Origin of the sequence: Lentzea sp. JNUCC 0626, from assembly GCF_043632865.1 — a bacterium.
Lineage (GTDB): Bacteria > Actinomycetota > Actinomycetes > Mycobacteriales > Pseudonocardiaceae > Lentzea.
In genome coordinates, this window is record NZ_CP171635.1 from 5,642,451 (window position 1) to 5,669,280 (window position 26,830).

26 protein-coding genes and 1 tRNA gene are annotated in these 26,830 nt (G+C 69.2%); 15 read left to right on the forward strand and 12 right to left on the reverse strand.

The window, feature by feature from the left end; translation table 11 throughout:
* Nucleotides 1-20: 20 nt before the first annotated feature.
* From JNUCC0626_RS25330 to JNUCC0626_RS25345, 4 genes are read left to right on the forward strand one after another with little or no spacing between them, the layout of a single operon-like run.
* The gene (locus tag JNUCC0626_RS25330) at nucleotides 21-425 is read left to right on the forward strand and encodes a hypothetical protein (RefSeq protein ID WP_394613260.1); all 405 of its coding nucleotides are present in this window, start codon (nucleotides 21-23) and stop codon (nucleotides 423-425) included.
* A 16-nt stretch (nucleotides 426-441) separates the two neighbouring features.
* Nucleotides 442-1,026 carry a DUF3558 family protein gene (locus JNUCC0626_RS25335; protein WP_394613261.1) on the forward strand — a complete coding sequence of 195 codons (585 nt, stop codon included), beginning with the start codon at nucleotides 442-444 and terminating at the stop codon, nucleotides 1,024-1,026.
* Nucleotides 1,027-1,030: 4 nt separating this feature from the next.
* Nucleotides 1,031-2,353: a PPE domain-containing protein gene (locus tag JNUCC0626_RS25340; RefSeq protein ID WP_394613262.1), complete on the forward strand. Its 1,323-nt coding sequence runs from the start codon at nucleotides 1,031-1,033 to the stop codon at nucleotides 2,351-2,353.
* A 9-nt stretch (nucleotides 2,354-2,362) separates the two neighbouring features.
* Entirely contained in the window at nucleotides 2,363-3,142 is a 780-nt protein-coding gene (locus JNUCC0626_RS25345) for an ESX secretion-associated protein EspG (protein WP_394613263.1), read from the forward strand.
* 6 nt (nucleotides 3,143-3,148) lie between these two features.
* On the opposite strand, the gene JNUCC0626_RS25350 is transcribed toward JNUCC0626_RS25345, so the two are convergent.
* The 7 genes from JNUCC0626_RS25350 to JNUCC0626_RS25380 form a co-directional block, all read right to left on the reverse strand.
* Entirely contained in the window at nucleotides 3,149-4,309 is a 1,161-nt protein-coding gene (locus JNUCC0626_RS25350) for a lactate 2-monooxygenase (RefSeq protein ID WP_394613264.1), read from the reverse strand.
* A gap of 34 nt (nucleotides 4,310-4,343) precedes the next feature.
* Complete coding sequence (gene secD, locus JNUCC0626_RS25355) at nucleotides 4,344-6,464, reverse strand: protein translocase subunit SecD (protein ID WP_394613265.1); 2,121 nt, start codon at nucleotides 6,462-6,464, stop codon at nucleotides 4,344-4,346.
* 81 nt (nucleotides 6,465-6,545) lie between these two features.
* A complete protein-coding gene (locus JNUCC0626_RS25360) occupies nucleotides 6,546-6,869 on the reverse strand; it encodes a hypothetical protein (RefSeq protein ID WP_394613266.1) in 324 nt (107 codons plus the stop codon).
* Nucleotides 6,869-7,816, reverse strand: coding sequence for a tetratricopeptide repeat protein (locus JNUCC0626_RS25365; RefSeq protein WP_394613267.1), 948 nt, complete (start codon nucleotides 7,814-7,816; stop codon nucleotides 6,869-6,871). The genes JNUCC0626_RS25360 and JNUCC0626_RS25365 overlap by 1 nt, the downstream gene beginning before the upstream one ends.
* A gap of 80 nt (nucleotides 7,817-7,896) precedes the next feature.
* Nucleotides 7,897-9,324, reverse strand: coding sequence for a rifampin monooxygenase (rox, locus tag JNUCC0626_RS25370; RefSeq protein WP_394613268.1), 1,428 nt, complete (start codon nucleotides 9,322-9,324; stop codon nucleotides 7,897-7,899).
* 140 nt (nucleotides 9,325-9,464) lie between these two features.
* Nucleotides 9,465-9,857, reverse strand: a complete 393-nt coding sequence (locus tag JNUCC0626_RS25375; protein WP_394613269.1) for an NUDIX hydrolase — start codon at nucleotides 9,855-9,857, stop codon at nucleotides 9,465-9,467.
* A 10-nt stretch (nucleotides 9,858-9,867) separates the two neighbouring features.
* Complete coding sequence (locus tag JNUCC0626_RS25380) at nucleotides 9,868-10,449, reverse strand: FMN-dependent NADH-azoreductase (protein ID WP_394613270.1); 582 nt, start codon at nucleotides 10,447-10,449, stop codon at nucleotides 9,868-9,870.
* A gap of 82 nt (nucleotides 10,450-10,531) precedes the next feature.
* Between JNUCC0626_RS25380 and JNUCC0626_RS25385 the strand changes: the two genes are divergently transcribed.
* A complete protein-coding gene (locus JNUCC0626_RS25385) occupies nucleotides 10,532-11,005 on the forward strand; it encodes a MarR family winged helix-turn-helix transcriptional regulator (RefSeq protein WP_394613271.1) in 474 nt (157 codons plus the stop codon).
* A 159-nt stretch (nucleotides 11,006-11,164) separates the two neighbouring features.
* Here JNUCC0626_RS25385 and JNUCC0626_RS25390 read toward each other — a convergent pair whose 3' ends face one another.
* Nucleotides 11,165-12,352, reverse strand: coding sequence for an NAD(P)/FAD-dependent oxidoreductase (locus JNUCC0626_RS25390; RefSeq protein WP_394613272.1), 1,188 nt, complete (start codon nucleotides 12,350-12,352; stop codon nucleotides 11,165-11,167).
* 176 nt (nucleotides 12,353-12,528) lie between these two features.
* On the opposite strand from JNUCC0626_RS25390, the gene JNUCC0626_RS25395 reads away from it, so the two are divergent.
* From JNUCC0626_RS25395 to JNUCC0626_RS25405, 3 genes are read left to right on the forward strand one after another with little or no spacing between them, the layout of a single operon-like run.
* A complete protein-coding gene (locus JNUCC0626_RS25395; protein WP_189158430.1) occupies nucleotides 12,529-12,729 on the forward strand; it encodes a hypothetical protein in 201 nt (66 codons plus the stop codon).
* Between the two features lie 53 nt (nucleotides 12,730-12,782).
* Nucleotides 12,783-14,282: an AMP-binding protein gene (locus tag JNUCC0626_RS25400; RefSeq protein WP_394613273.1), complete on the forward strand. Its 1,500-nt coding sequence runs from the start codon at nucleotides 12,783-12,785 to the stop codon at nucleotides 14,280-14,282.
* Nucleotides 14,283-14,311: 29 nt separating this feature from the next.
* Nucleotides 14,312-15,622, forward strand: a complete 1,311-nt coding sequence (locus JNUCC0626_RS25405) for a response regulator transcription factor (RefSeq protein ID WP_394613275.1) — start codon at nucleotides 14,312-14,314, stop codon at nucleotides 15,620-15,622.
* 228 nt (nucleotides 15,623-15,850) lie between these two features.
* Here JNUCC0626_RS25405 and JNUCC0626_RS25410 read toward each other — a convergent pair whose 3' ends face one another.
* The gene (locus JNUCC0626_RS25410) at nucleotides 15,851-17,089 is read right to left on the reverse strand and encodes a helix-turn-helix domain-containing protein (protein ID WP_394613276.1); all 1,239 of its coding nucleotides are present in this window, start codon (nucleotides 17,087-17,089) and stop codon (nucleotides 15,851-15,853) included.
* Between the two features lie 29 nt (nucleotides 17,090-17,118).
* Between JNUCC0626_RS25410 and JNUCC0626_RS25415 the strand changes: the two genes are divergently transcribed.
* From JNUCC0626_RS25415 to JNUCC0626_RS25425, 3 genes are all read left to right on the forward strand, one after another.
* Nucleotides 17,119-17,262: a hypothetical protein gene (locus JNUCC0626_RS25415; RefSeq protein ID WP_394613277.1), complete on the forward strand. Its 144-nt coding sequence runs from the start codon at nucleotides 17,119-17,121 to the stop codon at nucleotides 17,260-17,262.
* Nucleotides 17,263-17,383: 121 nt separating this feature from the next.
* Nucleotides 17,384-17,866, forward strand: a complete 483-nt coding sequence (locus JNUCC0626_RS25420; protein ID WP_394622093.1) for a PH domain-containing protein — start codon at nucleotides 17,384-17,386, stop codon at nucleotides 17,864-17,866.
* Nucleotides 17,863-19,413, forward strand: a complete 1,551-nt coding sequence (locus JNUCC0626_RS25425) for a PH domain-containing protein (protein WP_394613278.1) — start codon at nucleotides 17,863-17,865, stop codon at nucleotides 19,411-19,413. The genes JNUCC0626_RS25420 and JNUCC0626_RS25425 overlap by 4 nt, the downstream gene beginning before the upstream one ends.
* Here JNUCC0626_RS25425 and JNUCC0626_RS25430 read toward each other — a convergent pair whose 3' ends face one another.
* A complete protein-coding gene (locus JNUCC0626_RS25430; protein ID WP_394613279.1) occupies nucleotides 19,414-20,349 on the reverse strand; it encodes a GlxA family transcriptional regulator in 936 nt (311 codons plus the stop codon).
* Between the two features lie 71 nt (nucleotides 20,350-20,420).
* Between JNUCC0626_RS25430 and JNUCC0626_RS25435 the strand changes: the two genes are divergently transcribed.
* Nucleotides 20,421-21,686 (forward strand): MFS transporter, encoded by a 1,266-nt coding sequence (locus JNUCC0626_RS25435; protein WP_394613280.1) that lies wholly within the window; start codon nucleotides 20,421-20,423, stop codon nucleotides 21,684-21,686.
* Here the strand turns inward: JNUCC0626_RS25435 and JNUCC0626_RS25440 are convergent.
* The gene (locus JNUCC0626_RS25440) at nucleotides 21,618-23,138 is read right to left on the reverse strand and encodes a helicase HerA-like domain-containing protein (RefSeq protein WP_394613281.1); all 1,521 of its coding nucleotides are present in this window, start codon (nucleotides 23,136-23,138) and stop codon (nucleotides 21,618-21,620) included. The two genes, JNUCC0626_RS25435 and JNUCC0626_RS25440, sit on opposite strands and share 69 nt — an antisense overlap.
* A gap of 72 nt (nucleotides 23,139-23,210) precedes the next feature.
* Between JNUCC0626_RS25440 and orn the strand changes: the two genes are divergently transcribed.
* The 3 genes from orn to JNUCC0626_RS25455 all read left to right on the forward strand — a co-directional run bounded on the left by orn (nucleotide 23,211) and on the right by JNUCC0626_RS25455 (nucleotide 25,639).
* A complete protein-coding gene (gene orn / locus JNUCC0626_RS25445) occupies nucleotides 23,211-23,816 on the forward strand; it encodes an oligoribonuclease (RefSeq protein ID WP_394613282.1) in 606 nt (201 codons plus the stop codon).
* Nucleotides 23,817-23,882: 66 nt separating this feature from the next.
* Nucleotides 23,883-23,955 (forward strand) — tRNA-His (locus tag JNUCC0626_RS25450).
* Nucleotides 23,956-24,013: 58 nt separating this feature from the next.
* Nucleotides 24,014-25,639, forward strand: coding sequence for an ABC-F family ATP-binding cassette domain-containing protein (locus tag JNUCC0626_RS25455; protein ID WP_394613283.1), 1,626 nt, complete (start codon nucleotides 24,014-24,016; stop codon nucleotides 25,637-25,639).
* Here JNUCC0626_RS25455 and JNUCC0626_RS25460 read toward each other — a convergent pair whose 3' ends face one another.
* Nucleotides 25,640-26,776: a L,D-transpeptidase gene (locus tag JNUCC0626_RS25460; protein ID WP_394613284.1), complete on the reverse strand. Its 1,137-nt coding sequence runs from the start codon at nucleotides 26,774-26,776 to the stop codon at nucleotides 25,640-25,642.
* Nucleotides 26,777-26,830: the final 54 nt, after the last annotated feature.

Below are 26,830 nucleotides of genomic sequence, written 5' to 3' on the forward strand. Positions count from 1 at the left end.
TCTGAGGGGAGCTGGCCGGGATGCTGATGTTCGACGCACTCGTTCCCGTGAAGGCAGCCGGTGCTGCCATGGGCGCGGCCGCTGGAGCAGCGGCAGGCGCAGGTGGCGGCGGAGTCGCGAAGTTCAGCGTCGACCCCGATCAGGCCCAAAAGATGATCGACGGCCTGAAACAGGCCGTCGCGAGGCTGGTGGAGCTGCGGACGGACAGCGAGCTGATCCAGTCCAACGGCGCTCCCGGACCGGACCCCTACAGCGGTTATGCCACCCTCGCCATGCGCAAGACCGCAGGCGCTGAGCCTGGTGGTTACCTCTGGGCGAACGACGCGGCCCAGAAGGCCTTGGAACAGACCATCAAGAACATCGAGAAGGCCCTCGCCGAGTACCGGGCCTCCGACGACGCGGCGAAGTCCGCGATGAAGGGCTGACGAGATCTTGAAGCGCATGACCGCCCTGATCACCGCCGTGCTCGCCTTCGGCGCCCTGACGGGCTGCACGGGCACCACGACCAACGGCAGCCCCACCACCGCCGGCTCCACGGGAGCCCAGGAGACGGGTAGCACGCCCACGTCGTCGGACGAGTCACCGTCGGGTATGAGCATCGAGAAGTACGTGAACGCCCCCTGCGACACTCTGAAATCCGACCAGGTGACGACGCTCGGCACCGTCCAGCCCGGCGTGGTCGCCGCCGCTGCCGGTGGTCTCGGCCAGAAGTGCACTTGGCGCGGCCAGGACGTGATCAAGAACTCGACCTACACCGTCGTCGTCACCAAGGACAAGGACTTCGACAGCAGGGTCGACGGCGTCAAGAGCAACGGGGTCTTCGCCGAGAAGAAGATCGACGATGTACGCGTCGTCTCCACCGACGGAACCGACGCGACGATGTACTGCCTGACCATGTTCCCGACGTCCAAGACCGACTCGGTCACGGTGCAGATCGCCACCGCTGCGGACGAACGAGCGACCAAGAAGCCCTGTGACGAGACTGAGCGGGTCGCACAGCTGATCATCACAAACCTGAAGGGGTAGCGAGATGGCTGGGGATGAGCCGAACATCGGCGGTTTCGCCGTACTCCCCTTCGCGGGCGGCGAGACGATCTACAAGTGGTTCGAGAACGGCAGCGGGCCGAGCCAGAGCACCGCGGTGACCTCCCAGTCCTGGCGTGATCTCTCGACCGGCCACGGCGACGTGGCCCGGCTGATCGAGAAAGCGGTGAGCGACTCCGGCGCCGCGTGGGAAGGCTCGGCGGGTGACGCGGCTCGTGGCGCGACGTCACCGCTCGCGACCTGGGCGACGGTCACCGGTGAGTCGGCGACCCAAGCGGGTACCAGCGCGGACGCTGTCGGCGAGGCGTACGTGAACGCCCGGAACGCGATGGCCATGCCGCCCAAGGTCCCGGACAAGCCGTTCCTCAACGACATGGCCTGGTGGGACACCGACTACGACAAGGCAGTCGACAAGAACCAGCAGGTCAGCGAGCAGAACATGCGGGCGTTCAACCAGTACGGGAGCGCCGTCACCGCAAGTGCGAACAACCAGCCCACGTTCATCTCGCCCAACGCCGACGACGCGAGCGTCCAAGAGGGACCGCCCGACGGCAAGTACAAGATCGACGAGGTCGGCCCCGGCAAGAACACGCCGCCGGGCATCGGCGGCAACCCCGGCGGTGGCGACCGCAGCGGCGTCGGCACCGGCCAGGACGACGGCACCAGCCTGTCCGGCTGGAAGCCGCCGACCGACAGCACGAACCCGGCCGGCATCGACGACAAGTTCCCGACCACCCCGCCGCCCGACGACGGTCGCAACCGGCCACCGACCAACATCGGTGACCCGAACGTCCCGCCCGGCGGCAGGTTCGACCCGAACGACCCGCGCCGTCCCGGTGGACCGCTCGACCCCAACAACCCGCGTCGTCCCGGCGGGCCGCTCGACCCGAACAACCCGCGCAACCGTCCCGGTGGCCTGAACGGTCCCGGTGGCGGCGGCGGTGGTGCCGGCGGCGGCCGTGGCGGTGGCGCAGGTGGTGGCGCCGGCGGTCTCGGCGGTGCCGCGGCTGCTCGCGGTATGGGCGGGCCCGGTGCCATGGGGGCCGGGGCAGCTGGCTTCGGTGGTGCGGCCGGCGTGGCCGGTGAAGGTGCCGGCCGTGGTGCCGGTGGCTTCGGGCCTGCCGGTGCCGGTGCGGCTGGCGCTGCCGGACGTGGTGGCGCGGCCGGTATGGGTGGCGGCATGGGTGCTGGTGGCGGTCGCGGCGAGGGTGCCGAGGACGGCGAGCACAAGTCCGCCTCGTACTTGCAGGAGACCGAGGACATCTTCGGCGACGGAACGATGGTTGCTCCGCCGGTCATCGGCGGATAAGGGGGAAACGTGCTGCGGAGCAGGGTCGCCATCCCTGTCACGGCGCTCTACCAGGCGTGGCAGGCCGCGGGTCTGCCGACGATGCACCGTGCGCTGCTCACCCAGGTCGACTTCGACGAGGGACTCCTCGAGTCGGGCGACGTGAGTGAGCTCGAACGGCTGCAACGGTCGGCTTGGGCGCAGCTCGAGCAGTACGGGCTCGCACGGGGCGGACAGATCCACCCGGATCTGACCAACGCGTTGCGGCTCGTCGTCGAGGCCGGGGTGGAGTACTGGGCGTTCTTCAGCCTGAAGGACGGGCCCCAGCAGAGCGTGCTGGTCGTGACGAACGGGCAGGACGCGCTGCGGATCCTGCTCACGCCGGACCAGCAGTTCGTGCTCGAACCGGTGCGGGCGGACGAGGCTCCGCAGGCACTGGTCGGCGCGCTGCCGCCGACCCCGGCGGGCAAGGGCAACCCGATCACGCTCCCCGAGGACGCGTTGCAGCAGAAGCGGCAACCGTCCTATGAGGACACCGGGTCGTTCATGCAGCAGAGCAGGCCGACGAGCACGCCGAACGACCAACTGGTCGCGCAGCTGCGGGAGATCATGGGGCAGCCGCGCACGGGCGGTGGTCAGGTGTTCTCCGCCAAGCGCGACCACCTGGGCCGCAAGCAGCGCTGCGTCAACCCGCTGACGTACATCGACACGCCGAGCGGGCGGTACCTGGCGGCGAAGAGCGAAGGCTGGCTGCGGGTGCAGCCAGCCGACTTCAGCACGTTGGCGCGGATGACCGCGACGATGCCGTAGCAGAACTCAGGAGAACCGCAGCGCGTCCGGCCCCAGGTCGGCCGGGCTGCGGTGACCCGAAAGCCCCAGCGTCAGGTCGAAGTCCGCGAGCAGGCTGCGCAGCACGTGCTTCACGCCCACCTGCCCGCCGTGCGCGAGCCCGTACGCGAACGGCCGCCCCACCATCACGGCCTTGGCCCCCAGCGCCAGCGCCTTCACGATGTCGGCGCCGGTGCGGATGCCCGAGTCGAACAGCACGTCGACCTGCTCCCCCACGGCCTCCACGATCGACGGCAACGCGTCCAACGACCCGACCGCGCCATCCACCTGACGCCCGCCGTGGTTGGAAACGACGACACCGTCCATTCCGTACTCAACGGCCTTGCGCGCGTCGTCCGCGTGCTGGATTCCTTTCAGGACAATGGGTCCGTCCCAGTGCGAACGCAGGAACTCCAGCTGGTCCCACGACTTGTCGGTGCCGGTGAACAGCTGCACCCACCGCAGGATCGCCATCGGCAGGTCCTCCTCGGGCGACTTCTGCAGTCCGGCGCGGAAAACCGGGTCGCTGAACGGAATCGCCGTGCCGACGCCCCGCAGGAACGGCAGGTAGGACTGGTCCAGGTCGTGCGGCCGCCAGGCGAGCGTCCACGTGTCCAGCGTGACGACCAACGCCGTGTACCCGGCCTTCTTGGCACGCTCCAGCAACGACGCGCACACGTCGGGGTCGTTCGGCCAGTACAGCTGGTACCAGCGCGGCCCCTCACCGGACGCCTCCGCGACCTCCTCGATGGTGTGCGAGGACGCGGTCGACAGCACCATCGGGATGCCGAGTTCGGCAGCGGCCCGCGCGGTCGCCAGTTCGCCGTCCGGATGCAGGATCGACTGCACGCCAACGGGTGCGAGCATCACCGGCGCGGGCAACTCGGTGCCCAGCACCGACACGCCGAGGTGCCGTTCGGTCGCGTTGGTCAGCATCCGCGGCACGATCCGCACCCGGTCGAACGCCTCGCGGTTCGCCCGCACGGTGGCACCCGAGCCGGCACCTCCCGCCACGTACCAGAACGGACCGGGGCCGAGCCGATCGCGCGCGGACTGCTCCAGCGCGTCCGGGTCGGTGGTGAACGGCGGCACGGTGCCGCCGAGCCCCTGGAGGTAGATCTCGTTCTGGTACGCGGCGAAAGAGGTCATGCCGCCTACTGTGCTACGGAACGACCGGCGCGCACTAGACCCTCGCGGACGTCGGACGCTTCCGCGCCACCGCCTGCCGAGGCCAGCGCGACTCCAGCCAGATCGCGATCGGAGCCGCCGTGACCACTGTGGACACCGTGCCCGCGATCAGGCCGATCAGCAGCGCGATCGCGAAGTCCGCGAGCGAACCGTCGCCCAGCACCAGCAACGCCGCCAGCACGAACAGCACGCCGATGCCGGTGTTCACGGTGCGCGGCACGGTTTGCACGACGGCGTCCGACACCACGTCCGGATACGCGGCCTTCAACCGGGACCCGCGCAACTCGCGCAGGCGGTCGAAGACGACGACGGAGTCGTTGACCGAGTAGCCGATCACGGTGAGCAGGGCGGCCAGGAACACGCCGTCCGCGGTCTTGCCCATCCACGCGAAGAGTCCGATCAGCACCAGGACATCGCTGATCAGGGCGGCGACCGTGGCGAGGCCGAGGCGCCAGTCGAAGCGGATGGCCAGGTAGACCAGCTGGGCGGCGACGGCGATGGCGAGGCCGATGACGGCGTTGCGGCGCAGTTCGGACGACAGCGACGGGCCGATCAGCTCGTTGCTCGACTGGCGGGCGCCGCCGTCGACGGCCGAGGAGACGACCTGGCCGATGCGGTTGGACGTCGCGTCGTCGATCGGGCCGGTGCGCAGCGACACCTCGTTGCCCGAGGACGACACGACCACGTCGGAGAAGCCCGCGTCGGCGAGAGCGGTGCGCACCCGCCCAGCGTCAACGCCGCCACCCGCGGTGAAGTCGAGCATGCGGCCGCCGGTGAACTCGACGCCCAGGTTCAGGCCGCGCACGAAGAGCCCGGCGAACGCGACCAGCACCAGGACGCCTGCGCTGATCAGCCACCGCGACGGCCGTCGGTACAGCACGACGGACAGGCGCTGGCGGACGTAACCCAACGTGTGCAGGCCGCTCAGGCGAGGTCGACGAGCCACGAACCGCGAGCCGATCACCCACACGACGAGCACACGGGACAGCACCAGGGCGCTGAACATCGAGGCCAGCACACCGATGGTCAACGTGACACCGAAGCCCCGCACGGGACCGGTGGCCAGCCAGAACAGCAGACCGGCGGCCAGCAACGTCGTCACGTTCGAGTCGGCGATCGCGCTCAACGCACCGCGGAAGCCGTTCTCCGAGGCACGGCGCAGATTCGGTTTTCGCGCGTACTCCTCGCGCGCTCGCTCGAAGATCAGGACGTTCGCGTCCACCGCCATGCCGATCGCCAGCACGAAGCCGGCCAGACCGGGCAACGTCAGCGTCGCCCCGATCGCCAGCAGCCCGGCGTAGGCGACACCGGCGTACCCGACCAGCGCGACGACGGCCAGGAAGCCCGCGAGCCGGTAGGCGAACATCAGGAACAACGAGGTCAGCGCGATACCGATGATCGCGGCCTTGGCGCTGGCCTCGATGGCCTCGGCACCCAGGGTGGCGCCGACGGTGCGCTGTTCGATCACCTCAACCGGCACGGGCAACGCGCCGGAGCGGATCACCAGGGCGAGTTCCTTGGCTTCCGGCTGGGAGAAGCGGCCGGTGATCGTGGTCGCGCCGCCTGCCTGGCCACCGCCGCAGGGCGTGTCGAGGCTGACCTCGGGCGACGAGATGGGCTTGCCGTCCAGGACGAACGCGATCTGACGGCCGGGCGTGCCGGACGGTTCGCAGGCCGCCTCGCCGGTGACCTTCTGCCAGGTCTTCGAGCCCTCGCCCTGGAACTGGATGTTGACCACGAAGCCGGGGCCCTGCGGGTTGCTGTTGGACTGCGCGTCCGAGATGCCCTCGCCGGTCATCACGGTCTGGCCGTTGCGCTGCACGGTGAGCTGCGCGGTCTGGCCGAGGACCTTCACGGCCTCTTCGGGGTCCTGCACGCCGGGCAGTTCGACGACGATCCGGTTCTCGCCGGAGCGGGCGATGACGGGTTCGGCGACACCGAGGGCGTCGACGCGGCGGCGCAGGACCTCCATCGACCGGTCGGCGGCGTCGGAGTCGCCCTGGGCCTGGAGCACGATCTGGGTTCCGCCGCGCAGGTCGAGGCCCAGGCGGGGATCTGTGGTGAGCAGGAGGAATGCGGATGCGACGAGGACCCCGAGCGCTATGAGACCGCGCACGAGCAACCCTCGTCGCGCGTTTTCGCGCGACATGGGTGAAGGAGCCTTCCGATGAAGAAAGTGGTTGCTGGAGAAGGAGATTCAGCGACCGGAAGGCGGTGAACGAGCGGGCTGAGGGGTCCAGCGGATGCCCTCGGGCGTGCGGTGCACGCGCCGGGCGAACGCGACGACGAACCGGATCGGCAGCGCGGGCTTCGCGACGGGCGGCACGTCGGACGCCACCTGGGCCTGCGGCACCTGGGCGGCGTGCGGGTTGTGCGGTTTGGGAGCGGTGACCGGGAGGTTCGCGATGTCGTGGCCGTGCTGGATGACGGCACCGGTGATGGTGGGCTCGACGGGCGCGCCGACGATGAACAGCTGTCCGAGGAACAGCAGAATCGCGAGCGCGACCGCGTTGCGACGCATCACCGCTTCCTGCCTCCACCGACGTAGACGAGCGCTCCCCCCACGACAGCGCACAACCAGGAAAGCACAAGTGGCTGCATCGTCGTAGCCCCGAAGAACAACGCGACGGTCCAGCCGACCAGGATCAGGGCCGAAACACCCAGCAAGGACACCGTGACGGCGAGCTTGCGCAGGCTGAAGAGCAACTTGTACGGACGCAGCCGCAGCCCCACGACCAGGCAGCACAGCACCAGCGCCCCGGTGAAGAACCCCAGGTAGGGCGTGGGCCGGGGCATGCCCGCGATCAGCGCGAGTAAACCGCCGCCGATGAGCAGCAACGAGAGAGTGCGCAGCGCACGCCACACCTGCACCTTGTTCAGCTGCACCTGCACGGGCCGTGACGAACGCCGCCGCTGCACGGTCGCGAGGTTCGCCTTGGAGTCCGCGTCGGACGGATCGAGCTTGATCGCCGCCCGGTACGCGTGCTCGGCGGTGCCCCAGTCGCGCATCCGCAGCGCCGCGTCGCCGAGCACCTGGAACGCCCGCGCCTCGCTCGGGGCGAGCTGCGAGGCGTGCAGTGCCGAGTCGAACGCCTCCACGGCGCCCTCGGGCGAGTCGGCGAGGACCTCGGCGAGCACGACGTAGCCGCGCCAGTCGCCGGGTTTGCGCCGCACGGACTCGCGGGCCGAGACCGCCGCCTCGGAGTGCCGGCCGAGGTCGCTCAACGCCAGCGCGGCCAGCCGTTGCGGCCAGGCGTCGCTGTCGAGGACCATCGCGCGCTTGGCCGCGTCCAGTGCCTGGTCCGCCTCACCCACGTCCAGGTGAGCGGCGGCGAGGCGGCACCACGCCTCGGAATGCCGAGGGTTCGCCGCCACGAGGGGCCGCAACAGGTCGATGGCCTGCCGCGGCTTCCCCGAGGCGGTGAGTTCGGCGGCACGCAGGAGCACCGCTGTCATCGGCTCGGACACGCCGCACAGTGTGACAAAGCGGTCCACGCCCCCGAACGGGTGACCTCCGGCGGGAGTCGCCGAGGTCACCCGTCAGGTGCTCAGCCCGCCGTGCCGAACCAGCGCGCGAGCGCGTCGTCGAGCGACGCCTGGTCCTCGCCGACCCACGCCACGTGCCCGTCCGGCCGGATCAGCACGGCAAGCACGTCGAGGTCCTCGCTCACGTCCACGACGTGGTCGACGCGGTCCGCCCAACCGCCGACCGACACCGTCCCGGCCTGGTCGAGCAGGATCGCGCGCCCCGCGTGCATCTGCGCGTACAACCCGCCGCGCTTCAGCGAGAGATCTCCGATCCGCTTCCCGACCAGCGGGTTCTCCGAGCCGAGGTCGTAGCGCACCGCCACCGCGATGATCTTCTCGATCAGGTACCGGTTGACCTCCTCGAACTGCACGAGCTCGGTGAACACCCGCCGCACCGCCTGCGGTCCCGGCTCGACCTTCATGAGTTCGATCTGCGCGCGGGTGTTGTTGAGCACCTCCTCGGCGACCGGGTGCCGCTCGGCCTCGTAGGTGTCCAGCAACCCGTCGGGTGCCCACCCGTGCACCGCGCCCGCGAGCTTCCAGCCCAGGTTGAACGCGTCCTGCACGCCCAGGTTGAGTCCCTGCCCACCGGTCGGCGGGTGGACGTGCGCCGCGTCGCCCGCGAGGAACACCCGGCCGGACCGGTACCGCTCGGCCTGGCGGGTGGCGTCGCCGAACCGGGACAGCCAGCGCGGCGAGTGCACGCCGAAGTCGGTACCGGCGACATTCACGAGCTGCTGCTTCACGTCGTCGAGGGTCGGCATGACGGCCCGGTCCTCGTTGACGCCGTCCGCGGGCACGACGACGCGGTACGTCGCGGTGCCGCCGATCGGCCCGATGCCGAACCGCTTCTGCGTCTTGCGGACCTCCAGCATCAACGGCATCGCCTCCTCCCACGGGATGCCGATCTCCATCTCGCCGAGCAGCGTCTCCACCCGCGACGGCTCGCCCGGGAAGTCGATGCCGGCGAGCTTGCGCACGGTGCTGCGGCCGCCGTCGCACCCGACGAGGTACCGCGCGCGCAACGACGTGCCGTCCGCGAGCGTGACGGTCACGCCCTCGTCGTCCTGCGAGAACGCCGTGACGGTGGCCCCGCGCCGGATCTCGGCGCCGACTTCAAGAGCGTGTTCGGTGAGCAGGCGCTCGATCTGCGGTTGCGGCAGGCCGAGCACCACCGGGTACTTCGTGTCGAGCTTCTCCGGCGCGGGCCTGTCGATGCCCGCGAAGAACCCGGCCAGCGGATGGGTCGTGCCCTCGTCCAGGAACCGCTCGGCGAGGCCGCGCTGGTCCATCACCTCGATGCTGCGCGCGTGCAGACCGAGCGCCTTGACGACCTTCGTCGGCTCGGCGTCCCGTTCCAGCACCAGCACGCCCACTCCGTGCACGCGCAGCTCGGAAGCCAGCATCATGCCGGTCGGTCCACCGCCGGCGATGATGACGTCGATCATGGAGTCTTCCCCATTTCCCCAGGTAGATGACGTTGGCCGGGAAATGATGAAGTAGACCCGGGGTCTTGTGGCAAGACCCCGGGTGCGCTATATGTTGAAGTGGGAGGAGAGCGCTGCTCTCCTTTTTGCGTTTTCGAGGGTCAGCGAAGAAGCCCAGCCGCGTTCAGGTGGGCGAAGATGATCCGGTCCACGGGTGAGATGCGCTCCGCGTCCGCGGTGGTCAGCCAGGCGAGTTCCTCGATCTCGGCCGATGCCACCGGTTCCCCGTCGAACGACGCGGTGTAGCAGGTCATCCGCACGGTCACCCCCGACGAGTGGCCGTGTGCCTGCGCTTCGAACGTTCCCACGTGCTCTGCCGAGCCGGCGTCGATGTCGACGGACAGCTCCTCGCGGATCTCGCGCACGAGCGTCTCGACGTCGGACTCCCCCTGCTCGCGCTTGCCGCCCGGCAGGTAGTACGTGTCCTTGCCTCGCGACCGGGTGCCGAGCACCTGGCCGTCCTTCAGATAGATCCAGGCCACCTTGTCGATCACGCGACCGACATTAGGCGGTGGCCAGCTCCTTGACCACGCGGTGCGCGTCGGCGAGCGACTCGACGGCGAGTTCGCGGAACTGGTGCATCTGCGGCACGACGTCCGCCAGGGTCAGCTCGGCGTGCACGAACTCCAGGTTCTGGTCGAGGCCGACCATCGACAGCACGGCCCGCAGGTACGGCTCCTGGAAGTCGAACCCCTCACGAGGCGTGCCCGGCTTGTAAGAACCACCCCGTGCCGTCACGACCACGACGCGCTTGCCGCCCCACGCGAACGTGCCGTCCTCACGGGCGAAGTGCTCGGACGTCGCGACCTGGTCGATCCACGCCTTGAGCGTCGACGGGATCGAGTAGTTGTACATCGGCGCGCCGAGCAGGATCACGTCCGCCGCGTCGATCTCCGCGATCAGGCCGGCCGAAATCCCCTGGTCAGTGCCGTCCTTGTGCGGGATGGGCGACGCGTGCAGGTCCCGGTAGGTGTAGCCGGAACCGGGGTTCGCGGCACGCCAGTTCTCCGCGAACGCGCCGGAGACCTCGCGGGTCACGGACCCCTCGTACCGAATGCTCGTGTCGATGTGAAGCAGATTGGTCATGCCAAGAACATACGATCGAAGAACTTCCGAGTCAAGATGTTCCGATCCAAGAACATCTCTTCTGGGATGTAGGATGGAACACATGGAGGAGCAGCCGGAACTCATCGAAGCCTGCCTGGCGAAGTGGGACATCAACTGGTTGCTGCACCGCGCCGCCCAGCGGGTCGGCGCCTCGTTCGCCGAGGAGATCACCAAGTTCGGCATCTCCCTGCGCGGCCAGCTCGTGCTCCAGGCGCTCGCCAACGAAGAGGTCCAGCGCACGCAGCTCAAGCTCGGCGCGATGCTCGGTCTCGACAAGACCACGCTGACGAGCGAACTGGACAAGCTGGAGCGCGCGGGACTCGTGATGCGCGTGCCCGACCCGAACGACCGGCGCGTGCGCACGCCGGTCATCACGGACAAGGGCCGGGCGCTGCAGAAGGAGGCCGGTGACGCGCTCGCCGAGGTCGAACGCGCCTACCAGGCCCGGTACTCCGCCGAGGAGATGGCGGTGATCCGCAAAGTCCTGCAGGACCTCTCGCGGGGCGAGGGTCCACTGCAGGGTTCCTGCATCTAGGCCGAGTCCGGCAAGTCCGTCGGGCGCCAGTAGCGGCCGAGGGACCCGGAGACAGCACCGCCGCCACGCCCGAATACGCCCGGTATGAGGGCATGGCGGCGGCACTGCCTCCGGGTCACTCGCCCGCGCCTGACACCTGACGAACTTGCCGGACACGACCTAGACGAGGGCGCCGAGGTCGGCTTCCTTCAACTGCTCCGCCGTCACGGTCGCCTGCGCGTCCACCAACGCCTTCAGCGCCGTCCCGTGATCCCACACGTTGACGTTCATCGCCGCCCGCAACCGGCCGTCGCGCAGCCAGAACGCGATGAACTCCCGCGCGGCCAGATCACCGCGCACCACCAGTTCGTCGTCGGGGTCGGCCAACCCCCGGTACTCCATGCCGAGGTCGTACTGGTCGGTGAAGAAGTACGGCGACTTCACGTACGGCTCGTCGAGGCCGATCAACGACCCGGCGGCGTGCGTGCCCTGGTCCTTCGCGTTCGCCCAGTGCTCGACGCGCACCCGGCCGCCGTAGCGCGGGTGGTCCTGCGCCGCGATGTCGCCGGCCGCGAACACGTCCGGAGCGGAGGTGCGCAGCACCGCGTCCACCGCTACGCCACCGGAAGCCAGCTCCAGACCGGCGGCTTCGGCCAACTCCAACCGCGGTGTCGCTCCCACGGCCAGCACGGTCACGTCCGGGTGCAGCTCGGTGCCGTCGTCCAGCCGCACGCCGGACGGCGAGAAGCCCGCCACCCCGGTGCCCAGTTTGAACTCCACGCCGTGCTGTTCGTGCAGGCCGCGGAACATCGCGCCCATCTCGGTTCCCAGCACGCGCACCAGTGGTTCGGCCAGCGGGTCGACGACCGTGACGCGGCAGCCGTGCGTGCGGGCGGCGGAGGCGACCTCGCAGCCGATCCAGCCCGCTCCGATGATCACGACGTGCCTGCCCTCGCGCAGCGCCGACTTCAAGGCCACCGAGTCGTCCAGGGTGCGCAGCACATGTCCTTGTGCGCCAGGCAGAACGCGCGGGCGCGACCCCGTGGCGAGCAGCAACCGGTCGTACGTGCGGACCGCGCCGTCCGAGTCGACGATCGTGTGGTCGTCCGGCCTGAGTTCCAGCACCGAGACGCCGAGCTGGAGGTCGATCTCGTTGTCGGCGTAGAAGCTCGGCTCGTGCACCCAGGCCGGTTCGGCAGCCTTGCCGAGCAGCACGTCCTTGGACAGCGCGGGAAGTTCGTACGGGCGGTGGTGTTCGGTGCCGAACATCGTGATCTTGCCGCCGTACCCGCGGTCGCGCAGCGCGCCCGCCGCCGAGGCACCGGCGAGACCCGTTCCGACGATGACGATGCGTTGCGGTTCCGCCATTTTCACCCCTCCAGGTGACCTATTCTCGTCCCAGCTGCGACGCTAACCGCAGCTCGGCGCGGTCGCCTGACGGAGTACCCGAAACCTCCGTCATGACGAACGGTGACGCACGTCTCTCTGACGTGAGCACCGGTGGGACCGCGCCGGCGCACCGATTGAGCTGGAGGAAGAAACCCGTGGGAGCCAAAGAGGAGTGGCAGGTGAGCTGCCGCGACATCGCTTCGCGCCGACGGGACATGACGGTGTTCGTCAGCCAGGGGCACATCGTGATCACCGTGCCGCCGGGCGAGGCCGCCGTCCTGACACCACTGGAGGTAGGCCGGTTGCGAGCGGCGTTGCGCGATGCCGTCGTGAGCGCCTCCAACACCGACGTGTGACCGCCGTCACACCGTTATCTACTCGCAAGTAGGTTGATGGCAGAGTGGGTCGCATGGTGACCCGCGTGCTGCTGACCCTGGTCAAAGCCGGAGTGATCCGGCCACTCGGCCCGCGAGGGCTCGTCGGCACCGTGCGCGGGTACCTGCACTGGGACATCACCCTCGCGTGGGGGTACCAGACGGGCGCCGGGCGGCACCCGGACCGGGCCGCGATCGTCGACGACGACGGTGTGCTCACGTACGCCGAAGTCCACGAACGGACCAGTCGACTCGCGCATGCCTTCCGCCCCAAGGAACGCGTCGGGCTGCTGCTGCGCAACGGCCGCGCGTTCATCGAGACGATGACGGCGTGCACGAAGGTCGGCGCCGACGCCGTGCTGCTCAACACCGGCCTGAGCAAAGGACAACTGGCCCAGGTCGCCGCGGACCAGAAGATCGACCGGATCGTCGCCGACCGCGAGTTCGCCGGCGTGCTCCCGGACCTCCCCGCGCTCTTCGCCGACGAACTCGAAGGCCTGATCGCCAACGGCCCGCGCACCGCACTCCCCCGCCGGCCTCCGCGCGGACGGCTGATCATCCTCACCTCCGGCACCACCGGCACCCCGAAGGGCGCCCGGCGTCCGGAACCCGCGAGCCTCGCCCCCGCCGCCGCGCTGCTGTCCCGGATCCCGCTCAGACACGGCGACGTCATCTCCATCACCTCGCCGCTCTTCCACGCCTGGGGCCTCGCCGCGTTCCAACTCGGCCTCGTACTCGGCGCCACCCTGGTGCTGCGCCGCAAGTTCGACCCCGCCCAGGCTCTGCGGGACGCCGACAGGTGCACGGCGATGTTCGTCGTTCCCGTGATGCTGCAACGCATGCTGGAGACCCAGCAGCGGCCGAAGCTGCGGATCATCGCGTCCAGCGGCTCCGCCCTGCCGCCGAAGGTCGCCGCCCGCACGCTGAGCGAGTTCGGCCCGGTGCTCTACAACCTCTACGGCTCGACCGAGGTGAGCTGGGCGAGCATCGCGACGCCCGAGGAGATGCTGAAGGAGCCGGGCACGGCGGGCAAACCACCGCTCGGCACCAGACTGGCCATTGTGGACGACCAAGGCAAACCCGTGGCGCAGGGCGAAACCGGGCGGATCTTCGTCGGCAACGAGATGCTCTTCGACGGTTACACCAACGGCACCAGCAAGGAGTCGCTGAACGGCCTGATGTCGACCGGCGATCTCGGCTACCTCAAGGACGGCCTGCTGTTCGTGGCCGGACGCGACGACGAGATGATCGTCTCAGGTGGCGAAAACGTTTACCCGCACGACGTCGAGGACCTCCTCTCGACGATGGAGGGCGTCACGGAGGTCGCCGTTCTGGGCGTGCCGGACGACGAGTGGGGCCAGCGCCTCGCCGCGTTCGTTGTAGGCGCAAAAACACTTACGGCCGACCAAGTGCGCGACCACGTGAAGGCGAACTTGGCGCGATACTCCGTTCCTCGCGATGTTTTCTTCGTCGACGAGCTGCCCCGCAACGCGGCCGGAAAAGTGTTGAAACGTCAACTCCGAGACCACCAGTAGGCTCGCCCCCGGAGTGAGGGGGCTTCACCATGACGGTTCCCGGCAGGACCGCGGATCCGCGGTCCAACGCCGTGCACAACCTGCGCGAGGCAAGAATCGCCCTGGACGAGGGCAGGCCGGGCGAAGCGTTGGAGTACGCCGAAAAGGCGGTGGCCGCGTTCACGTGGCTGGACGACGTCGAGGGCGTCGCGGAGGGCGTGCTGACGCAGTCGGTGGCGCTGGGCAAGCGGGGACTCTGGCCGAGCGCGCTCGACACCATCGACAAGGTGCAGGAGATCGCGACCGCCAACCGCCACATCGGACTCCAGGCGCGGTGCAGCTTTTCCCGTGCGGTGGTGGAACTGCGACTCGACTCTCGGGAACGCAGCTTCAACTCGTTCGCCCGCGCGCTGGGACTCGCGGAACTCACCGGGGACAACGAGCTGATCGGCTCCGTGCTGTTCGAACAGGCACGGGTGATGCGCATGCAGTACCACGAACACTGCATGATCCGGACCGAGGAGAGCCGGTGCAGCCTCGACGGTGAGCCGTGCGTGCGCAAGCTCCGGCGCGCGGAAGCGTTGTGCGCTCAGGTCCGCGACCGCTGGAAGACGCTCGGCGACCCGGTGCGGATGGCGATGGTCAACGTCCTGCTGACACACGTGCGCATCGATCTGGGTGAACTTGACCGCGCACACCGCAGCTGGCAGCGCGCTGACCAGTTGCTTGCCGGAAGGAACCGCCCGGTGGCCCGCGCGGAGGCGTTGATGGCACGGGCCAGGCTGAGCGGCGCGCGGGCCCGCTACCCCGAGCAGATCTCCCAGCTGACCCAGGCCGCCGAACTCGCGATGAGCTGCCTGGCACGGGAAGTCGCGGTGCACGCGCACCAGCAGCTCAGCGAGGCGCACGAACGCGCGGGCGACCTCGAACGCGCGTTGCGGCACGCACGCCTGCAACTGGAGCAGTACCGGTTGTGGGAACTGCAGGAAGGCCGCGACCTGCTGCGGATGAGGGAGCACGACCTGTCGTCGCGGCTCGTGGAACAGTTGGCGCACAGGCGTTTCGAGCCCAAGCGCGAGGACGCCGTGGTGCGCGTCCCGAACGCGGCGGAGCTCCACGAAACCGGTACCGCGGAACACACGAACACCCGGATCGCCCGCGCGTTGCGAGCAGGACTCACCAAGCGCGGCATCGAGGTGCTGCGACTCGTGGCGGCCGGGGCGAGCACGGCGATGATCGCGGAGTCGCTCGGCCTGTCCCCCAAAACCGTGCAGAACCACCTGCAACGCATCTACACGACGCTTGACGTCAACGGCCGCGCCGGCGCCATCGTGTGGTGGATGAACCTGACGACCGCCTAGTCATCTATTGTCAAGTTATTGACAATTCGTCCGGCCGGCCTTGTTGACCATCGCCCGTTCGGCCGCTTGCCGCTGACCGGGAACTGCCGATTCCTGGGTGATTTACCCATGTTGCCGCGGTGTAATTGGGTGATGTCATGGGTAACTGGTCTGTGTCATGCTCCGTTAACAAGGTGTCCAGTTAATGAGTGAGGGCCGGTCATGACGAGGCAACACCGCCGCGGAGCACTAGTGCTTGCGCAGCGCGATGCGTGCCACGTCCCGCCACAACAGCGGATCGACGCCCTCGGGGTTGATGTTCTCCAGCAACCCGGCCAGTGCGGCCCGCGCGTCACCACCGCCGGACGGCTCGACCTCGTCGGCCGCCCGCACCAGCAGGAGATGGCACCGCAGCTGCTGTTCCGAGTCGAGCCGGCCGGTGGCGAGCGCGCCCTCCGCGAGGGCGCGGGCCCGGTCGACCTCGCCGTCGCGCAACGCGAGTTCGGCCCGCAACGCGCGGGCGTGCGCGAGCAGACCGTCCTGCCGGCGCATGGCCGCGGCCGTCGTCTCCACCTTGTCCAGCAACACGACCACGTCGTCGAGGTTCGTGCCGGGCGTGCGCAACGCGATGGACGCCCCGGCGAGCCGGACGCGGCAGCGGTACTCGGGATCGCCGTCGAAGTCGTCCAGCATCGAGACGGCCTCGCGGATGCAGTGCGCGGCCTCCATGCGGTCGCCCAGCCTGTCCGCGACCTTGGCGCGCGCCCACCACGTGGAGATCGCGAGCCGGTCGCGGCCGAGTTCGGGCAGTCGCGCGGAAAGCTGGTCCACGACCTGTTCGGCGTCGGCGAGCCGGCCCGCGAAGGTGAGTTCCGCGCACAACGCGATGAGAGCGCGGGTCTGCACGCGCCGCACCCGGTCGCCGTCACCACCGGCCAGCTCGACGGCTTCGCTCGCGGCCTTCACGGATTCGGCCGTCCGGCCGAGGCGCCGCAACGAGGATGCGCGCAGGATCTCTGCGAGCGCGTCCACCGCCGGACCGGGAGACCACGACTTGCGCAGCTTCGCCGCCGCCAGCAGCAGACCCTCGTGGTCGCGCTGCCTCGCGAGCATCACCAGGCGCGTCCAGCGCACGCACCAGCCGAACATCTCCTCGTCGGACCGCTTTCCCAGCGTCTCCAGCAGATCGACGGCCAGCACCAGGTCGCCGTCGTGGTACGCGAGCAGCGCCTCGCACCACGCGAGCGCCTCGTCCTGCATGGCGGTGCGGTCCTCGTCGACCATCAGCTCGGAGGGGTCGACGCCGAGCACCTCGGCGAGTCTGCGCACGACGGTGGGCGACGGCACCCGTTCACCGGACTCGAGCCGCGACACGTAGCTCATGGAGACGCCGGGGCATGCGAGGTCCTTTTGCGACAAACCCCGTTGCAGCCGGACCGCCCGCAACCGCGCGCCGAACCTCGTCAACGACTTCCTGCCCTCATCCACGGCCGCCACCTAACGAAGGAGCCCCTTCCATGAAGTTGAACACTATCGCTCGAACCGTCGCAGCCGTGATCCTCACTTTGGGGGCCGTGGTCGCGATGGCCGGCGCGGCCTCGGCGGACGACCCGGACGCCGCGTTCACCCCGCCGTACGCCTCCGCCTCCGTCCAGCCCTGATCGACCGGCCGGGAGCGGTCCTGCCTCCCTCGCAAGCAGGACCGCTCCCGGCCACCGACACACCAATTGACGCACCTGGCCACATCACCAGGTACGCGTGGTGCACCCTTGTGGGGTGACTCTGCAACTGCGCACGCCTGCACACCAGGTGAGTCCGAAGTCGGTCCTGCTGTGGACGATGCAGGCCGCCACGTTCTGGCTGGTGCTGTTCGTGCCTCAGCTCGTCGTCTTCCTGCTGGTGAGCAGGCCGCCGACGTGGGAGCTGGTGCTCATGGTCGCCACCGGTGTGGTGGGCGTCCTGCACACCGCGATCGAGCCGAGCTGGCGCTACCGCGTCCACCGCTGGGAGACCACGCCGGACGCCGTGTACACGCTCTCCGGCTGGCTGAACCAGGAGTGGAGAGTCGCACCGGTCTCGCGGATCCAGACGATCGACACCAAGCGCGGGCCGTTCCAGCAGATGCTCGGCCTGGCCACGGTGACGGTGACGACGGCGTCGGCCGCCGGTCCCGTCGAGATCGAGGGCCTGGAGCACGAGGTCGCGCAGAGGCTCGTGGTGGAACTGACGAACACCACCCAGGCCACGCCGGGTGATGCCACGTGACCGCCGAGGTTCCCGCCGAACTGCCCACGACCGAACTGCCCGCGGCGCCGGAGTTCGCCGAGCCGTTGCAGGAGTGGCACCGCCTGCACGTGCGGATGCTCGTCGTGCGACCGCTCAACGAGGGCATCGCGATGCTGGTGCCGATCTTCGTGCTGCTGTTCACCGGCAACGGCGAGAAGTGGCGGCTCATCGCGTCCGGCGCGACGGTCGCGGCGATCCTGGCGTTCAGCTACCTCATCTGGCGCACCACGAAGTACCGCATCACCGACGAGCAGGTCGAGCTGCACACCGGTCTGTTGACCCGCAAGCAACTCGCGGTGCCGCGCGATCGCATCAGGACGGTCGACCTCACCTCCAAGCCGGGGCACCGGATCTTCGGGCTGTCGGCGGTGCGGATCGGCACGGGGCAGCAGGACGTTCCCGGCACGGACGGGCTGACCCTCGACGCGGTGACGCAGCAGGAGGCCGAACGGCTCCGCTTGGTGTTGCTGCAGAAGGGAGTCGCGCCCCGAGCCGCGGCGACCGAGGGCTCGGAGGCAGAACCGGTTCCGCTGCCCGAGTCCGAGGTGATCTCGCAGCTCGACCTGAAGTGGCTGAAGTTCGCGCCGCTGTCGTTGTCGGGGCTCGTCGCGGTCGGCGCCGTCTTCGGTGTGCTGTCGAACTACGCCGACGACATCGGCCTGCACCCGGTGCAGGACCTGTGGGTGTGGCTGTTCGAGAACCCGAGCCTCGCGCTCTTCGCCGGGTTCCTGGTCGCGCTCGCGGTCATCGGACTGATCCTCTCCGTGCCGCTGTACATCCTGCAGTTCTGGAACTACCGGCTGACCCGCGAGCCGGACGGAACCGTGCGCGTGCAACGGGGTCTGCTCACCACCCGCTCGGTTTCCGTGGAGGAGCAACGCCTGCGCGGCGTCGACATCCAGGAACCGCTGCTGGTGCGCGCGGGCAAGGGCGCGAAGCTCGCCGCCGTCACCACGGGCCTGGGTTCGAAGGGCGAGAGCAACCTGCTGCTGCCGCCCGCGCCGTTGTCGGTGGCCCACCAGGTTTCCCGCGACGTGCTGAAGGTCGGCAACGACCCGACGACGTTGCGGCTGCGCAAGCACCCGTTCGCCGCGTTGCGCCGCAGCATGATCCGGCACACCGTGCCGTGGATCGTGATCGCCGTGGGGCTCGCGATCTTCGCGCCGTCGTGGGCGTGGCCGATCCCGGTGGCGATCCTGCCGTTCGCCGCGCTGGTCGGCTGGGACAACTACCGGTCGCTCGGCAACGCGCTGGACGAGCGTTATCTGGTGACGCGCAACAACTCTCTCGTGCGCAGCACGGTCGCGTTGCAGCGCACAGGCATCATCGGGTGGCGCATCCACCAGTCGTTCTTCCAGCGCCGCAGCGGGTTGATGACGATCGGCGCGACCACGGCGGCCGGTGCGGGCGTCTACCACGTCACGGACGTCGGCGCGTCCCACGGGCTTGCGCTCGCGGACGAGGCCGTGCCGGATCTGTTGCGGCCCTTCCTGATCGACACCGAGGCCAAGTCCACTGTGGAGTGACTAGGCCGAGCGGAAGGTCTGGCGGTAGGCGCTCGGCGAGACGCCGACGCTTGCCGCCAGCTGCTGCCGCAACGCGGCCCCCGTGCCGAACCCCGCGTGGTTCGCGACCTGGTCGATCGGCAGGTCGGTGGTCTCCAGCAGGTGCCGGGCCCGGTCGACGCGTTGCTGGGTCAGCCACTGGCCGGGCGACATGCCGGTCTCGGCGCGGAACCGGCGGGTGAACGTGCGCACGCTCATCCGCACCTGCCCGGCCATCGCGGCCAGGTCCAACGGTTCTTGGAGCCGCTCCAAGGCCCACTCGCGGGCGAGCGCGGTCGAGGTGTCCGGGTAGGTCGGCACGGGCCGGTCGACGAACTGGGACTGACCGCCCTGCCGCCACGCCGGGACGACGCAGTAGCGCGCGATCCAGTTCGCGACCTCGCTGCCGTGGTCGGACCTGATGACGTGCAGGCACAGGTCGATGCCCGCCGCGACCCCCGCCGACGTGAGCACGTCGCCGTCGTCGATGAACAGCACGTCCGGGTTGAGCCGCACCTTCGGGTAGAGCCGGCGGAACTCGTCGGTGGTCCGCCAGTGCGTGGTCGCGGGCCTGCCGTCCAGCAGCCCGGCCGCGGCCAGCACGAAAGCCCCGGTGCAGATCGACATGATCCGCCGCGCGTTCGTCGTCGTCAGCACCTCCAGCACCGCCGGTTCGAGCCACCCCTCGCGCGCCGGTTGGTAGTGGGTGCCGGGGACGAGCACCGTGTCCGCGTCTTGGAGCACCTCCAAGCCGTGCTCGGGCGCGATGGTGAAGCCGCCCGTCGTGGGGATCGGGCGGCGGTCCGGCGAGCACACGACGACCTCGTAGCGGTCGTGGAGCCGGGCGAACATGTGCGTCGAGCTGCCGAGGTCGAACGCCACCGACTGCTCCAGGGCGAGAACGGCGATCCGGTGCATGGCCCGATTCTTTCACATGTTGGCCATCGGGCCACTGGTTGACCGATCGAGGATCACCGAACCTTGTCGGCGTGAGACTGCATTGGGCCTGGGTTGTCGCAGGCGTGTCCTTCATCGCCCTGGTGGGCGCCGCGTCGTTCCGCGCGGCGCCGGGAGCGTTGATCGAGCCGTTGCGGGCGGAGTTCGGCTGGTCCACCGGCACGATCTCGCTCGCCATCTCGATCAACCTGTTGCTGTACGGACTGACCGCGCCGTTCGCGGCCGCGCTGATGGACAAGTTCGGTGTCCGGATCGTCGTCACCTACGCGTTGACCATGGTCGCGATCGGCAGCGGCCTGACGGTGTTCATGACCGCGTCCTGGCAGCTGATCCTGCTGTGGGGTGTCGTGGTCGGGCTCGGCACCGGCTCGATGGCGCTGGCGTTCGTCGCGACGATCACCGGGCGCTGGTTCGTGAAGCACCGCGGCCTGGTCACGGGCGTGCTGACGGCCGGTGGCGCGGCCGGGCAGCTGGTGTTCCTGCCGACCGTGGCGTGGCTGTCGGAGAGCTACGGCTGGCGGCCCGCGTCGCTGGTCATCTGCATCGCCGCGCTGGCCGTGGTGCCGCTGGCCGCGTTCTTCCTGCGCGAGTACCCGCGTGACGTGGGGCTGCTGCCGCTGGGCGCTTCGGAAGACACTCCCCCACCGCCGTCCGGTGGGGCCGCTCGACGGGCTCTGTCCGCGTTGACGTCGGCCGCGAAGACCCGGCCGTTCTGGCTGCTCGCCGGTGGGTTCGCGATCTGCGGCGCCTCGACGAACGGCCTGGTGGGCACGCATTTCATCCCCGCCGCGCACGACCACGGCATGCCGACGACGACCGCCGCCGGGCTGCTCGCGCTGGTGGGCGTGTTCGACATCGTGGGCACGATCGCGTCCGGCTGGCTGACCGACCGCGTCGACTCGCGGCTGCTGCTCGCGGGCTACTACGCGTTGCGCGGCCTCTCGCTGATGCTGTTGCCGCAGCTGTTCGGCGAGTCGGCGCACCCGTCGATGCTGGTGTTCATCATCTTCTACGGCCTCGACTGGGTCGCGACGGTGCCGCCGACCGTGGCGTTGTGCCGGCAGTACTTCGGCATGTCCGGGCCCGTCGTGTTCGGCTGGGTGTTCGCGTCGCACCAGCTGGGCGCGGCCATCGCGGCGTCCGCGGCCGGCCTCACCCGCGACCACCTGGGCAGCTACGACCTGGCCTGGTACGTCGCGGGCGGGCTCTGCATCGGCGCGGCGGTGCTGTCAGCGTCGCTTGCGCGAAGTCCCGAAGAGCCCTCGCGTGATCTCACGAGCCAGGGCGCTGCCCGCTGACCGCAGGAACGACTTGACGGCGCTGTTGCCGAGCACCTTCTCGACCATCCCCGGTTCCTCCTTCTCCCGTCGTTCGGCAGGAGGAGGTTCCGGGGCCTGTTCTTCTTGCGGTGGCGCGACTTTCGCCATCAGCTGTTCGTAGGCCGACTCGCGGTCGATCGTCTCCGCGTACTTGCCGTGGAGATCTGAGCTTTGAGCGGCCTGCTTGATCGCGTCGTTGCCGATGGTGTCCATCAACGAGCGGGGCGCGCGCAGCCGGGTCCACGCGACCGGCGTCGGCGCGCCCTTCTCGCTCAGCACGGTGATGATCGCCTCACCGATGCCGAGCGACGTGAGTGCCTTCTCCAGGTCGTAGTGCGGGGTCGTCGGATACGTCTTCACCGTGCGCGCCAACGCCTTCTGGTCGTCCGGCGTGAACGCCCGCAGCGCGTGCTGGACGCGTGCGCCGAGCTGCGACAGCACGTCGTTCGGGATGTCGGTCGGCAGCTGGGTGCAGAAGAAGACGCCGATGCCCTTGGACCGGATGAGCTTCACGGTCTGGGTGATCTGGTCGAGGAACGCCTTGGAGGCGTTGGAGAACAGCAGGTGCGCCTCGTCGAAGAAGAACACCAGCTTGGGCTTCTCGACGTCCCCTTCCTCCGGCAGCGTCTCGAAGAGTTCGGCCAGCAGCCACATCAGGAACGTCGAGAAGAGCGCCGGGTTGCCTTGCAGCTCCGCGAGTTCGAGCAGGCTCACGACGCCCTTGCCGTCGCGTTCGCGCATCAGGTCGGCCGGGTCGAGCTCGGGTTCGCCGAAGAACCTGTCGCCGCCCTGCGCCTCCAGGTTGACCAGGGCCCGCAGGATCACGCCCGCCGTGGCGCTCGAGACACCGCCGATGCCCTTGAGGTCCGCCTTGCCCTCGTCGCTGGTGAGGTGCTGGATGACGCTGCGCAGGTCCTTGGTGTCGAGCAGCGGCAGGCCCTTCGAGTCGGCCCAGTGGAAGATCAGGCCGAGCGTCGACTCCTGCGTGTCGTTCAGGCCCAGCACCTTCGACAGCAGGATCGGCCCGAAGCTCGTGACCGTCGCCCGCAGGGGCACACCCATGCCGCCCGTGCCGATCGACAGGAACTGCACCGGGAACGCCGTGGACACCCAGTCGTCACCGGTGTCGGCGGCGCGGGTCTTGGTCCGATCGCTCTCGGCGCCCTGCTGCGACAGGCCGGACAGGTCGCCCTTCACGTCCGCCATCAGCACCGGGACGCCGTTGTTGGACAGCTGTTCGGCGAGCAGTTGGAGGGTCTTCGTCTTGCCGGTTCCCGTTGCGCCTGCGACAAGTCCGTGGCGGTTGACCATGGACAACGGGATGCGGACGTGTGCGGTCGGCTCGACCTGGCCGTCGACCAGCACAGCACCCAGTTCGATGGCCGCGCTCTCGGACGCGTACCCAGCAGCGATGTCACCCTGAGCCGTCATGCACGAGGAGCGTAACCAGGTTGCCGCACGCCGCCACTCGAAGTTGAGCCCCAGCGCAGTAATGTTCGGGGCGTGATGGATCGTCTGGTGTGGATCGACTGCGAGATGACCGGACTCGACTTGGGCAAGGACGCTCTGATCGAGATCGCGGCACTGGTCACGGACGCCGAGCTCAACGTGCTCGGCGAGGGTGTGGACATCGTGATCCACGCTCCCGATGACGTGCTGGCCTCGATGCCGGAGGTCGTCATGGAGATGCACGCCAAGTCGGGCCTGACCGAGGAGGTGCGCGCGTCCGCCGTCTCGCTGGAAGAGGCCGAGGCCGCCGTGCTGGCCTACATCAAGGAGTGGGTGCCGGATCCCCGCACCGCTCCCCTGGCCGGCAACTCCATCGCCACCGACCGCGGCTTCATCGCCCGCGACATGCCGGCGTTGGACGCGCACCTGCACTACCGCATGGTCGACGTGTCGTCGATCAAGGAGCTGTGCCGGCGCTGGTACCCGCGCATCTACTACGCGCAGCCGGGCAAGGGCCTCGCGCACCGGGCGCTCGCCGACATCGTCGAGTCGATCCGGGAGCTCGCGTACTACCGGCGCACGGCGTTCGTGCCGCAGCCGGGGCCGTCGACCGAGCAGGCCCAGGCCGTGGCCGCTGACCTGCTGAAGGACGTCAAGTAGCCCCCTGATTTTTATCTCGGTGGATGCTGTTGCTATGCTTTCCGTGCTGGTCAACGACCGGCAATGGTGGGTGTAGCTCAGTCGGTAGAGCACTGGGTTGTGATCCCAGGTGTCGCGGGTTCAAGTCCCGTCACTCACCCTTTGTCGAAAGGCCCTCGCGGTTTGCGGGGGCCTTTCTTCACGTTCAGGGAGTCTTCATGACCACGCTCGTCGCCAAGGACCTCGCCGCCGGTCACGGTGACCGCGTCCTGTTCACCGGCCTGGACCTGGTGGTCGCTCCCGGCGACGTCATCGGCCTCGTCGGCGTGAACGGCGCGGGCAAGTCGACGCTGCTTCGCACGCTCGCCGGACTGATCCCGCCCGAGTCGGGCCGCGTGGCGCTGAACCCGCCGTCCGCCAACGTCGGCCACCTCGCTCAGGAACCGGAGCGGTTGGCGGGCGAGACGGTGCGCTCGTTCCTGGCCCGGCGCACCGGGGTGGCTCTCGCGCAACAGGTGCTGGACGCGGCCACCGAGGCGTTGACCGCGGGCAACGACGAGGGCTACTCCGAGGCGTTGGACCAGTGGCTGGCTCTGGGCGGCGCGGACCTGGAGGAGCGTTCCCTCGAAGTCGTCGCCGACCTCGGGCTCACCGTCGGTCTGGACGCCCTGATGACCTCGCTGTCCGGCGGTCAGGCCGCGCGGGCGGGCATGGCGTCGCTGCTGCTCAGCCGCTACGACATCTACCTGCTCGACGAGCCCACCAACGACCTGGACCTCGACGGGTTGGAGCGGCTGGAGAAGTTCGTGACGGGCCTGCGCGCCGGCACCGTCCTCGTGTCGCACGACCGCGAGTTCCTGGCTCGCACGGTCACCAGCGTCCTGGAACTCGACCTGCACCAGAACGCCGTGCACCTCTACGGCGGCGGCTACGAGTCGTACCTCGAAGAGCGCGCGCGTGCCCGCCAGCACGCCCGTGACGACTACGAGGAGTACGCCGACACCAAGTCGTCGTTGGAGGCCCGCGCGCGCATGCAGCGCTCGTGGATGGAAAAGGGCGTGAAGAACGCACGCCGCAAGGCAGGCGACAACGACAAGAACGCCCGCAAGTTCCGTGCGGACGCCACGGAGAAGCAGGCCTCGAAGGCCCGTCAGACCGACCGCATGATCGAACGCCTCGACGTCGTCGAGGAGCCCCGCAAGGAGTGGGAGCTGCGGATGGAGATCGCGTCCGCTCCCCGCTCCGGCGCCGTCGTGGCGTCACTGCGGGCGGCCGTCGTCTCGCGCGGTTCGTTCACGCTGGGCCCGGTGGACCTGCAGATCGACTGGGCGGACCGGGTGGCGATCACCGGCGCGAACGGCGCGGGCAAGTCGACGTTGCTCGGCGCTCTGCTGGGCCGCGTGGAGCTCTCGTCGGGCTATGCCACGTTGGGCTCCGGCGTCGTGGTCGGCGAGGTGGACCAGGCGCGCGGCCTGTTCCTCGGCGACCTGCCGCTGGTGGAGGCGTTCGAGGAGGCCGTGCCGGAGATGAACCCTGCCGACGTGCGCACGTTGCTCGCGAAGTTCGGTCTGAAGGCGGCGCACGTGATGCGTCCCGCGGCGTCTCTGTCACCGGGTGAGCGGACGCGGGCGGCGCTGGCGTTGTTGCAGGGCCGCGGGGTGAACCTGCTGGTGCTGGACGAGCCGACGAACCACCTCGACCTGCCCGCGATCGAGCAGCTCGAGTCCGCGCTGGAGAACTACCCCGGCACGTTGCTGCTGGTCACGCACGACCGGCGGATGCTGGAGGCCGTGCAGGTGAACCGTCACCTGACCGTTTCGGGCGGCCAGGTGACGGTGTCCTAGCTACCCGCGGTTGCCCTGGACCCAGGTCTCCCACGGGACCTGCCAGTCGCCGAAGCCGTCCCACGACTCCAGGGCCGGGCCACCGGAGTTGACGACGGTCACGACGTCGCCCTGCTTGCTGTTGTCGAACACCCACTTGGCGTTCTCGGGCGACAGGTTGAGGCAGCCGTGGCTCACGTTGCGCTTGCCCTGGTCGCCGATGGACCACGGCGCGCTGTGGAAGAAGATGCCGCTGTTGGACATGCGGTAGGCCCAGTCGACCGGCGTCTTGTAGCCGCCGTTCTCCAGCGCGAGGCCGTACGTGGTCGAGTCCATGATCATGTGGTCGTGCTTCTCCATCAGCACGTACGTGCCGGTGGGGGTGGCGTCGGCCGGCTTGCCCATGGAGGTCGGCATGGTCTTCACGACCTGGCCGTTGACCTTGACGTTGACCGTGTGCGCGCCGCCGTCGGCCTCGTAGATGACCTCGTCGCCGACCGTCGTGGTGATCGTGCGGTCTTCCTGGCCGTAGATGCCGTCACCGATGTGCTTGCCGTAGACCTTGATGTTCATCGTGATCTTGGTGCCTGACTTCCAGAACGCCTGCGGACGCCAGTGCACCTCCTTCTTGTTGAACCAGTAGAAGGCGCCCTCGACCTTGGGCTCGGTGGTGATCTCCAGCATCTTCTCGGCCGCGACCTTGTCGGCCACCGGCTCGTCGAAGTAGAAGGCGAGCGGCTGCCCCACGCCGATCGTGGTGCCGTCCTGCGGGTTGGTCGAGACGTAGGTGAGCGTGCGCGGCTTCACCGTGGTGAAGCTGGTCTCCTTGGTCTCGGACTTGCCGTCCTCACCGGTGGCCGTGGCAACGAGCTTGTAGGCCTTGGAGTAGCCGAGCGGCTCGGTGTTGTTCCACTGCGTCGACTCGGGGTTCATCTTGCCCTCGACGACCTTGCCGTCGGCGTTGGTCAGCTTGACGTCGGTCAGCTTCCCGTCGGCCGCCGTCGCGATGACGGGCAGACCGGGCGCCACGTCGGCGGAGCCGTTGGCCAGCCCCAGCGTCAACGTGACGGGTTTCGGCGGAGGAGGGGCAGCGCTCGACTCGCCGCCGCTGCCGCCACTGGCCGCGTCACCGCCGCCCGAACAGCCTGCGATCAGCATCACAGCGATTCCCGCTGCGACCACCCCACGACCGCGCCTGCTCCACATCCCCAT

Coding starts and splice junctions, on each gene's coding strand:
- JNUCC0626_RS25430 (WP_394613279.1), bottom strand. CDS start 20,349: ATGCACCGGATCGCCGTTCTCGCCCTGGAGCAGTCGGTGGCGTTCGAC.
- JNUCC0626_RS25385 (WP_394613271.1), top strand. CDS start 10,532: ATGGAGGAGCAGCCGGAACTCATCGAAGCCTGCCTGGCGAAGTGGGAC.
- JNUCC0626_RS25340 (WP_394613262.1), top strand. CDS start 1,031: ATGGCTGGGGATGAGCCGAACATCGGCGGTTTCGCCGTACTCCCCTTC.
- JNUCC0626_RS25380 (WP_394613270.1), bottom strand. CDS start 10,449: ATGACCAATCTGCTTCACATCGACACGAGCATTCGGTACGAGGGGTCC.
- JNUCC0626_RS25360 (WP_394613266.1), bottom strand. CDS start 6,869: ATGCGTCGCAACGCGGTCGCGCTCGCGATTCTGCTGTTCCTCGGACAG.
- rox (WP_394613268.1), bottom strand. CDS start 9,324: ATGATCGACGTCATCATCGCCGGCGGTGGACCGACCGGCATGATGCTG.
- JNUCC0626_RS25460 (WP_394613284.1), bottom strand. CDS start 26,776: ATGCTGATCGCAGGCTGTTCGGGCGGCGGTGACGCGGCCAGTGGCGGC.
- JNUCC0626_RS25440 (WP_394613281.1), bottom strand. CDS start 23,138: ATGACGGCTCAGGGTGACATCGCTGCTGGGTACGCGTCCGAGAGCGCG.
- JNUCC0626_RS25415 (WP_394613277.1), top strand. CDS start 17,119: ATGAAGTTGAACACTATCGCTCGAACCGTCGCAGCCGTGATCCTCACT.
- JNUCC0626_RS25350 (WP_394613264.1), bottom strand. CDS start 4,309: ATGACCTCTTTCGCCGCGTACCAGAACGAGATCTACCTCCAGGGGCTC.
- JNUCC0626_RS25405 (WP_394613275.1), top strand. CDS start 14,312: ATGACGGTTCCCGGCAGGACCGCGGATCCGCGGTCCAACGCCGTGCAC.
- JNUCC0626_RS25335 (WP_394613261.1), top strand. CDS start 442: ATGACCGCCCTGATCACCGCCGTGCTCGCCTTCGGCGCCCTGACGGGC.
- JNUCC0626_RS25400 (WP_394613273.1), top strand. CDS start 12,783: ATGGTGACCCGCGTGCTGCTGACCCTGGTCAAAGCCGGAGTGATCCGG.
- JNUCC0626_RS25390 (WP_394613272.1), bottom strand. CDS start 12,352: ATGGCGGAACCGCAACGCATCGTCATCGTCGGAACGGGTCTCGCCGGT.
- JNUCC0626_RS25455 (WP_394613283.1), top strand. CDS start 24,014: ATGACCACGCTCGTCGCCAAGGACCTCGCCGCCGGTCACGGTGACCGC.
- JNUCC0626_RS25330 (WP_394613260.1), top strand. CDS start 21: ATGCTGATGTTCGACGCACTCGTTCCCGTGAAGGCAGCCGGTGCTGCC.